We start from the raw sequence: 7357 nt of genomic DNA, 5'->3' as shown, positions 1-7357 counted from the left end.
CTTTAGCTTTTTGTTTCTCTTCGGCTTTTAGCTTTTCTTCAGCTTCTTTTTGCTCTTTAGCCTTTTGTTTCTCTTCGGCTTTTAGCTTTTCCTCAGCTTCTTTTTGTTCTTTCTCTTTTTGTTTTTCTTCGGCTTTTAGCTTTTCTTCAGCTTTTTGTTTAGCGAGAATCTCTTGCTTTTCTTGTGGTGTCATGTTCATGTTAACTACAATTAATGAAATGATAGATAAAACAAAAGCTATACCTGTAAGCTTAAAGTATTTCTTAGTGGTTGGTTTCTTTTTTAAACGAAACACCAATGATGTAATTAGTAAAATGAACGTAGCTATCATTGCTATTGCAAATAAAAATGAGAAAAATATTTTCATCTATGTAACTCCTAACTTATAAAGTTGTATTTTAAATTCATATTAATAGGTTTTTAAACGAGCGAAATTTTCTGGAATCCCATAGATTTCAGCTACTTCTTGAATTGATAGATTAGTATCTTGATATTCAGAAATCATTTCATCAGGTAATAAGAGCTCGACTGCAAATGTATTTGCTTCGATCTCTAATCGATCTACAGAAAAAAAGGTTTTATTTCGTAAAAATGGAGTATTAGCTTTTGGATGCAATAGAGCGTGTCCTAGTTCATGAGCACAGACAAAGCGTTGTGTGATTTCGTTAATCTGATTATTGATATGAATGAATTTGAAGCGTTTATAAGTGTTGTAAAAACCAAGAGTATTCCCAAGGTCTTCAAACAACACTATAATATTTTTTCGTCTAGCAATTTCAAATGGATTTGTTGTTTCATGTTTTTCTGCGATTTTAAGTGCGTATTCTTTAATTTCCATTTCTCGCTCCGTTCAATCTTTTTTATACTTATTTGGAGTGAATTTTTGTTTTGCTAATTGTTTTGCCATGCGCATTGAGTTCTCCAGAGAAATACGAATCATTTCTTTTGTATGGTCGTCTATTGGCTCTCCGTCAAACATTAAAGCATCTTCGCTATTTTCTAAGTCTTTTAAAGTCTTTTCTAAGTCACGAGCGATATCACGAGTATCTTTTTTGTTTAAATCAGGAAGTGCATTAGACATCCTTGATTCATCTTCTCTTCCTAATAAATAATCTGTTGTTACTCCTAAAACATTCGCTAAATCTTTTAGCATTTCGTTTGAGGGAGTGCTATGACCATTCTCATAGTTACTAATGGTGCCTTTAGTGGTATTTACTTTATCGGCTAATCCTTGCTGAGTGAGCTTACGCGTTTTACGCATCTCTTTTAATCTTTGTCTCAACATTTTTAGCACCTCCCGTTAATAAAAAGTACAAAGATATTGTACCTTATAAAGATGGATTGTAAAACTTTGTACAAGAAAATTGTACAAATATGTTGACGTACAAGAAACTTATACCTATAATAAAAGTACAAAAAACTTATACAAGGAGAGAGACAGTGAACAAAAATATCAAATTAATTAGAGCTAGGAAAAAAAGTAAGTTAACGCAACAAGATCTTGCAAAAAGAATGCAAGTTACAAAATCTACAATAAGTAATTGGGAAAATGGTTATAGTAATCCAAATCTTGAAAAGGCTATTAGATTAGCCACTATTCTTGGTAGTGATGTAAAGGATTTAATTTGATATACAAGAGTACAAGAATCTTATACTTAATAGATGGAAAGCAGGTGAGAAAATGCGATCAACTAACATGGCAGTACCAACAGAATCGTCGCATAAACATATAAAAAGCACTTCAAGAGGTGACACCATGAGCCAACAAGAAGAATATGCGGCGACTTATGAATTTGGAAAAACGAAAGTCCATGTTGTGGCTCCTGAGCCAAAATCACAAAAGGATATCGATAAAATCCGTCAAGCATATTACAAGGCTGGTTGGGCCATCATCAAAGAGATACAAGTAAAAGAAAACGTTGAGGAATAGTTCCTCTCTTTTTATACGAAAAGTAGACAAGTTACATATGTACTAAGTTCATTGTAACCATTTGAAAACTAAATATGGAGGCGAACAGATATGGGAACAAGCATATACTGCAATTCAGCAATAGGGGAATTATTACAGAATGTTGTGATAATGTTCAGCTGAAAACGAAGAAAGGGTTATCTAAGTACCTTGGTATTACACATGAACGATTAACCCGTATTGAATCTGGACTTTCTAAACCAGAATTTGAACTTGCGATGGATTGGTGCCATGCAACAGGAGCAAAGTTGAATCAACAAGCGATTAAACATATTTATGGTGTTGGGTTACCACCTACAGATCCACGCTTAACTCAAGATGTAAATCTACAATTGATGAACTACATTAAGCAAGCTGAAGAGGGGATTGCGGCAGCTAAAGAAATTATGAATCTACAAGTTACAACAAGGTCATGGAAGCATGATGAAAAAAAGAAACATGAATACGCAGTTCATGCAAAAGAAATCTTCGATACAATCCAAGCTACTCAATGTGTAGTTCAAGCTCTTGAACAAGTTCATTTTGGCATTATGGAACAAATACAAAGAAGTTGGTTGCAAAAGGCTATAGCGGAGAACGTTATTATTCAATCGGTGGATACCTTAATGACTTTAACGAAGGTGCTGTAAAGGAGGAAGGAAAATGACAGTAGATTATAAGAAACCGAGTCTAAGAGAATATAAGGAATTAATTCGTTATGATGCAAAACTAACTGGTGAAATTAAAATAGCAGAATTACTTAATGAGGATTTAAAATCAGTTGAGTTAAAACAAGAGAAGAAATTGTTGGGGATTCGAATCAAAATTATAGAAGCATCGTTTATTTTGAAGCATAAATGGGCAAAAGAAAAAGCTACCGCCTAGGAAACAGTAGCTCAGTAATATATCGATAAGGTAATTATAACATTTTATTCATTATTTGGACAAGCCACTGTGCTTGTCGTTATGACCAGAAAGGGATTGTTCCTCCCATACCTCTACAATGTTCCTTTCTGGTTGTAACGATGCGTACAGCATCGATTTAGTTAGAAAGGAGATGTAATTCATGAACGATAAAAACAATCGTCTTCATGATCTAGTTCTTCCTGAAAATTTTTCGTTTGCAAATAAACTTCATAACTGTATGGCTGCATGTATTCATAACATGTTTAATGCAGAATCAACCGAAGAATCAAATCACTGGGAAGAAGAGCTGGAGCGATGTATGAGGGAATTTAAAATGCTTCGTGATACAAAAGAGGAACATGAGGCATCGATGAGTTATCGTGTGGTGATTAAAGATTTAAGAGCAAGAGGAGTTAACGCTTCGTTAGTAACACGTAGAAAATAAAAAAATCTATCACTTGGCAGAGTGATAGACAAACGGTCTTGCAAAGATCTTAGGATTAATTATATCAAATTAACATTCGTATAACAACGGAGTGTGCTACATGCTATTAGACAAATCGTTACATAGAGTGTTGCTGAACCCTAAAGTGTTTCAACAAGCAACATCAGAGCAACACCTAATTTACTTAGTAAACCAATATCTCAAAACAGGATACAAGAATTATCGCTTATTACGTGTAGAGGACGGGTTCGCGATATGTAAACGGGAGGATGAATAATATGGCAGTTTATAGACCAGTACACGTTTCATTTTGGCAGGATTCATTTGTTTTAGATCTTACACCGGAGGAGAAGTATTTCTACTTATATTTGATGACGAACAGTAAGACGTCTCAATCAGGAATCTATGAGCTTCCACTTCGTATTATTGAAACTGATACAGGATACAATCGCGAAACTGTTATGAAGTTATTAGAACGTTTTGCTGAGTACGGAAAAATTAATTACAACCAAAAAACAAAAGAGTTGTTCTTAATCAACTGGTTGAAATTCAATCCAATTAAAAATGTAAACATTGAAAAGTGTGTTTTAAAAGAGATTCAATCTGTGAAGGACCAGGATTTTTTAGTTGATTTCTATGAAACTTGCTTGCAATTAGAACGAGAACAAGATTTTAAAATCCCTCGTATTAAGGAGTATTTATCAGTCCGTTTGGAGGGGCTTATAAGGGGCTTCCAAGACCCTAGCAAGGAAAAAGAAAAAGAAAAAGAAGAAGAAAAAGAACAACAACAACAAGAACAAGAAGAACGCGCAGGCGCGGAAGAAGTTGTTGAGGTTAATCCGATTTCTTTTTACGAGCAAAACTTCGGATTCATCACACCTTTTATCGCAGATGGTATTTATGCTTGGATAGATGATTTAAATACAGAGCTAGTTATTAAGGCTATGGAGATTGCTTTAGAGAAGAATACGAGAAACATGTCTTACGTAAATACGATTTTAAGAGATTGGCATCTTAAAGGCTTCAAAACAGTAACTGATGTTGAGGCTGCTGATAAAGCATTTCGTGCTCAACGATTAACAAAATCGCAGCAACAAACACGAGCACCTTATCAACAAAAAGGCTTATCGGAATCTACTAAAAACGTAATACAGCAGCAACAAGCATGGGAGCAGAACATTCCAACAGAAGAAGAACTTGCAGTACTTAACCAACAGAATGCGTGGTTGGCCAAATGAGTAACGATATGATTCGTAATGTTGAAGCTGAACAAAGTGTTTTAGGTAGCATAATCCAAGAAGGCGATTTAATTAAAGATTGTCAGCTAAAGGTAAAACAGTTTTCTTTACCAACGCACCAAGTAATTTTCAAGGCAATGAGAGAATTAGAGGATGCTGAGGTTCCGATAGATCTTGTTGCTCTCATTGGAAAATTCGATGAAAGCTTTATGCATCAAATTGGTGGAATCGAATTCTTTGTAAACCTGACGGAAGTTGTAACAACAACTAAGAACTTCTCATATCACGAAGGATTAGTGATTGAAGCTTGGAAGATGAGACATGCTCAAGAGGTTGCTGGTAATTTATATAACCGCCTTCAGCAAGATAGGGATATGAGTGCTATTAGTACATCAATTGATGAATTAACCGCCATTGAAGAAACGGGTTACTCAGATGAATTTAACTTGAAAGATACGCTTGTTGATTTGTATAAGAACATGCAAATTGATGTAGGAGATTTAACCGGTATACCAACTGGTTATGATGACCTGAACAGAATGACAGCAGGGTTACAAGAAGGTGATTTAATTATTGTTGGGGCCCGACCTTCAATGGGGAAAACAGCATTCGTATTAAACGTTGCTTTTCATGCAGCAAGTGCTCATACAGCAACAGGAATCTTCTCGCTCGAGATGGGGGAGGAACAGCTACTTAAGAGGATGATTTCAAGTACTGGAAATATTGATGCTACGAAATTAAAGAATCCTAAAAAGCTATGTAATTTAAAGGATTGGGAAAAGATTAGTCAAGCGATGGGATTAATTAATGATTTGCCATTAGAAATTTACGATAAAGCAAATGTCACGATGCAAGAGATTTATGCAAAGGCTAGGAAATTAAAGCGTAAGTACCCTGATAAAAAGGTTTTAATTGCAATTGATTATTTGCAGCTTATTGTAGGGGACCCAAAGCATAGAGGGAACCGTATGCAAGAAGTCGGTGAGATTAGTCGTAAGTTAAAACTGATGGCAAGAGAACTAAACGTATGTGTGGTTGCATTATCGCAATTAAGCCGTGCTGTAGAAAGTCGGCAAGATAAGAGACCGTTGCTATCAGATTTACGTGAGAATGGTCAAATTGAGCAAGATGCGGATTTAATAGCATTCTTATACCGTGAAGATTACTATGACCGCGAGACAGAAAATAAAAACATAACGGAAATTATTTTAGCGAAACAGCGAAATGGTCCAGTTGGTGTTGTTGAACTAGCATTCATTAAAGAATTTAGTAAGTTTGTAAATTTAGAGAGAAAGTTCAATCATCAACAGGAGGCTTAATCATGTTGTTACGTCAGGAAGTAGAACGTAGGAAACTAGTAATTATTCGCAAACTATTAGGTCTGGGATTATCGGAAATTAACGGACAAACATTAGATCAACTAACGTTAACGCAACTTGAAGGAATCTTAGTTGCAAGTTTGCAGGTATTGGAGGGGAAAAACAATGCCAAAGCAGTTAACAATTTTTGATGTGGAACCAGTAGTATCTTTTGATTCTAAGAAAGCTCATATTCACCGTTTGAATTCAAAATTACAGTATGCAGATGTGGTTGTGCAAATACCAAGTCAAGCCAAAGCGATTGATGAATTAAAACCAACAACAGCGCCTGATGAACGTTATGAGTTGTTTGAGAATTATACAATTGGGATTTGGCGGTATAAGCGAGTGGAGGATAAACAATTTGTATGGGAAGAAGCTGAAGAGATATGTAAACGAGCAAGGGATAGCAAAGAGCCGACTCCAATACGACTTCATCTATCCTTGGAACAATCATTTGTTCCAGAAAATGTTGTGCGATATCTATAGACAAATAAAAAAAGCTGAGATCACTCTCAACTTAATTCGACAAAGTAATTATAACATATGGGAGTGATATTGGTGGGAATTAGAAAAGAAAATCTTGTAGAAATGACAGCTGAAATAGATTTAAAAATAAACGGAATATATGTAGTTAAAAATGGTCAAGTCCAACTAATAAAACCACCTCAAGGTGGATTTGGTGAACAATCATTTATATATCAAAGTGGAAAAGTAATTCGTATGGAAGAACGAAAAACACAGTTACTTTAATTAAATGTGTATTTTATATAAAAATGCATTTTAAAATTCCTATTGTTCAGTTTGGTAATTTATAGATAAAAAGAGAAATTTATGTTAATGTAATAAACGTTATATAAAAATATTAAAAAGGAGAAAAAGTATATGCTAAAAAAGAGTGTATTGTTATTATTTTTTGTTCTATCTATCTCGGCATTTAGTATGGTAACTCACGCTGCTACTAGTTCAGAATACGTGAATCAATCATTCTATGGGTATAAGGAACCATCTTTTAATTCAGCTAAAACAAATGGTGGATCAGAGTATGGTGGTCAAAATGTAGGAGTCGTGGAAAAAAGAGATAATGGTTGGTGGAAGATTGAAACATGGGAAGGTCCAGTTTGGATTAACTTAAATGGGGAAGAACGTGTCATGGGAGATTTCTATGCATATGATGAACCCTCTTTCTCATCAAAGGTTGCGAATGCTGGAGCGAAGTATGGAAGACAATCTTTTAGAATAGTAGATGGAACAACAGATGGTTGGCTAAAAATTAAGACGTGGGAAGGCGAAAAATGGCTGAATCCTACGGCTGAACAAATTACAGTCAACAAAACGATTTATGCGTATAACGAGCCTTCATTTAATGCGACGAAAGCAAATTATGGAGCAACATTTAACCCGCAAAATTGGGGAGTAGTAGAAAAAAAAGAAAATGGCTGGATGAAGGTAGGTACTTATG

Annotated in this window: 11 protein-coding genes and 3 pseudogenes; 11 read left to right on the top strand and 3 right to left on the bottom strand. The window is 35.0% G+C overall.

Features of this window, described 5'->3' with window-relative positions; genetic code table 11:
• The 3 genes and pseudogenes from MR115_RS29385 to MR115_RS29375 form a co-directional block, all read right to left on the bottom strand.
• Nucleotides 1-367, bottom strand: a pseudogene (locus tag MR115_RS29385) (hypothetical protein); the annotation flags it as partial.
• A gap of 42 nt (nt 368-409) precedes the next feature.
• Nucleotides 410-838: an ImmA/IrrE family metallo-endopeptidase gene (locus MR115_RS29380; protein WP_242243822.1), complete on the bottom strand. Its 429-nt coding sequence runs from the start codon at nt 836-838 to the stop codon at nt 410-412.
• Nucleotides 839-850: 12 nt separating this feature from the next.
• Nucleotides 851-1285 carry a helix-turn-helix domain-containing protein gene (locus MR115_RS29375; RefSeq protein WP_242243821.1) on the bottom strand — a complete coding sequence of 145 codons (435 nt, stop codon included), beginning with the start codon at nt 1283-1285 and terminating at the stop codon, nt 851-853.
• A gap of 155 nt (nt 1286-1440) precedes the next feature.
• Between MR115_RS29375 and MR115_RS29370 the strand changes: the two genes are divergently transcribed.
• The 11 genes and pseudogenes from MR115_RS29370 to MR115_RS29320 form a co-directional block, all read left to right on the top strand.
• Nucleotides 1441-1629 (top strand): helix-turn-helix transcriptional regulator, encoded by a 189-nt coding sequence (locus MR115_RS29370; protein WP_050822091.1) that lies wholly within the window; start codon nt 1441-1443, stop codon nt 1627-1629.
• 52 nt (nt 1630-1681) lie between these two features.
• Nucleotides 1682-1930: a hypothetical protein gene (locus MR115_RS29365; RefSeq protein WP_242243819.1), complete on the top strand. Its 249-nt coding sequence runs from the start codon at nt 1682-1684 to the stop codon at nt 1928-1930.
• A gap of 90 nt (nt 1931-2020) precedes the next feature.
• A pseudogene (locus tag MR115_RS29360) lies at nt 2021-2598 on the top strand (sporulation sigma factor-processing peptidase).
• 13 nt (nt 2599-2611) lie between these two features.
• Nucleotides 2612-2833 (top strand): RNA polymerase subunit sigma, encoded by a 222-nt coding sequence (locus tag MR115_RS29355; RefSeq protein WP_242243818.1) that lies wholly within the window; start codon nt 2612-2614, stop codon nt 2831-2833.
• Between the two features lie 181 nt (nt 2834-3014).
• Entirely contained in the window at nt 3015-3299 is a 285-nt protein-coding gene (locus tag MR115_RS29350; RefSeq protein ID WP_242243817.1) for a hypothetical protein, read from the top strand.
• A 278-nt stretch (nt 3300-3577) separates the two neighbouring features.
• On the top strand, nt 3578-4537 hold the full coding sequence (locus tag MR115_RS29345) for a DnaD domain-containing protein (protein ID WP_242243816.1): 960 nt from the start codon (nt 3578-3580) through the stop codon (nt 4535-4537).
• A complete protein-coding gene (gene dnaB, locus MR115_RS29340) occupies nt 4534-5856 on the top strand; it encodes a replicative DNA helicase (RefSeq protein WP_242243815.1) in 1323 nt (440 codons plus the stop codon). Before MR115_RS29345 ends, dnaB begins: the two co-directional genes overlap by 4 nt.
• 2 nt (nt 5857-5858) lie before the next feature.
• Nucleotides 5859-6047 (top strand): hypothetical protein, encoded by a 189-nt coding sequence (locus MR115_RS29335; RefSeq protein ID WP_088311738.1) that lies wholly within the window; start codon nt 5859-5861, stop codon nt 6045-6047.
• The gene (locus MR115_RS29330; RefSeq protein WP_088311739.1) at nt 6022-6384 is read left to right on the top strand and encodes a cell division protein SepF; all 363 of its coding nucleotides are present in this window, start codon (nt 6022-6024) and stop codon (nt 6382-6384) included. The genes MR115_RS29335 and MR115_RS29330 overlap by 26 nt, the downstream gene beginning before the upstream one ends.
• Before the next feature lie 72 nt (nt 6385-6456).
• The gene (locus MR115_RS29325) at nt 6457-6648 is read left to right on the top strand and encodes a DUF3954 domain-containing protein (RefSeq protein WP_098849098.1); all 192 of its coding nucleotides are present in this window, start codon (nt 6457-6459) and stop codon (nt 6646-6648) included.
• A 132-nt stretch (nt 6649-6780) separates the two neighbouring features.
• A pseudogene (locus MR115_RS29320) lies at nt 6781-7357 on the top strand (hypothetical protein); the annotation flags it as partial.

Origin of the sequence: Bacillus cereus group sp. BfR-BA-01309, from assembly GCF_022664315.1 — a bacterium.
Classification (GTDB): Bacteria; Bacillota; Bacilli; order Bacillales; family Bacillaceae_G; genus Bacillus_A; species Bacillus_A mobilis.
Note: the sequence above shows the minus strand (reverse complement) of the source record. Positions and strands in the feature narration are given on the sequence as shown.

Excerpts from the sequence above, each read along its gene's own strand:
- MR115_RS29380 (WP_242243822.1), bottom strand. The coding sequence starts at position 838 with ATGGAAATTAAAGAATACGCACTTAAAATCGCAGAAAAACATGAAACA.
- MR115_RS29375 (WP_242243821.1), bottom strand. The coding sequence starts at position 1,285 with ATGTTGAGACAAAGATTAAAAGAGATGCGTAAAACGCGTAAGCTCACT.
- MR115_RS29365 (WP_242243819.1), top strand. The coding sequence starts at position 1,682 with ATGCGATCAACTAACATGGCAGTACCAACAGAATCGTCGCATAAACAT.
- MR115_RS29355 (WP_242243818.1), top strand. The coding sequence starts at position 2,612 with ATGACAGTAGATTATAAGAAACCGAGTCTAAGAGAATATAAGGAATTA.
- MR115_RS29350 (WP_242243817.1), top strand. The coding sequence starts at position 3,015 with ATGAACGATAAAAACAATCGTCTTCATGATCTAGTTCTTCCTGAAAAT.
- MR115_RS29345 (WP_242243816.1), top strand. The coding sequence starts at position 3,578 with ATGGCAGTTTATAGACCAGTACACGTTTCATTTTGGCAGGATTCATTT.
- dnaB (WP_242243815.1), top strand. The coding sequence starts at position 4,534 with ATGAGTAACGATATGATTCGTAATGTTGAAGCTGAACAAAGTGTTTTA.
- MR115_RS29335 (WP_088311738.1), top strand. The coding sequence starts at position 5,859 with ATGTTGTTACGTCAGGAAGTAGAACGTAGGAAACTAGTAATTATTCGC.
- MR115_RS29330 (WP_088311739.1), top strand. The coding sequence starts at position 6,022 with ATGCCAAAGCAGTTAACAATTTTTGATGTGGAACCAGTAGTATCTTTT.